This is a genomic window from Anaerovorax odorimutans, assembly GCF_024459955.1.
In the GTDB taxonomy this organism is placed as follows: Bacteria; Bacillota; Clostridia; order Peptostreptococcales; family Anaerovoracaceae; genus Hominibacterium; species Hominibacterium odorimutans_A.
Genome location: NZ_JANFXK010000124.1, coordinates 1 through 332 on the forward strand (window position 1 = coordinate 1; position 332 = coordinate 332).

Here is a 332-nt window from a genome sequence, read left to right on the forward strand (position 1 = left end):
AGGAGCTGCGGCAAATTGGAAACAATCTCAATCAGATCGCGAGAAAAGCCCATACGCTCGACCTCGTTGATATCAAACGGTATGACGAAGCGGTGCGCTTGTTTGAGAAAACGGTTGAGGAAATTACGAATGCGGTCATTTTGCCGAGGAACCTTTAAATGGCAGTCACATCTATCTGGAGCGTAAAAGGCTGGCTGGGAAAGGTAGTCGCTTATGTAGAGAATCCGGAAAAGTCAAATAATCCGCAGTATATGGGAGGAAAGGATTCCAGCGAGCCGCAGCGGGAGGCCCTTACGGATGTGATCGACTATGCGGTTAGCAAGCGAAAGACC

General features: G+C 49.1%; 1 protein-coding gene. It reads left to right on the top strand.

What is annotated here, in order from left to right:
* Positions 1 to 14 precede the first annotated feature (14 nt).
* On the top strand, positions 15 to 158 hold the full coding sequence (gene mobC / locus NE619_RS19370) for a plasmid mobilization relaxosome protein MobC (protein ID WP_256133880.1): 144 nt from the start codon (positions 15 to 17) through the stop codon (positions 156 to 158).
* Positions 159 to 332 lie beyond the last annotated feature (174 nt).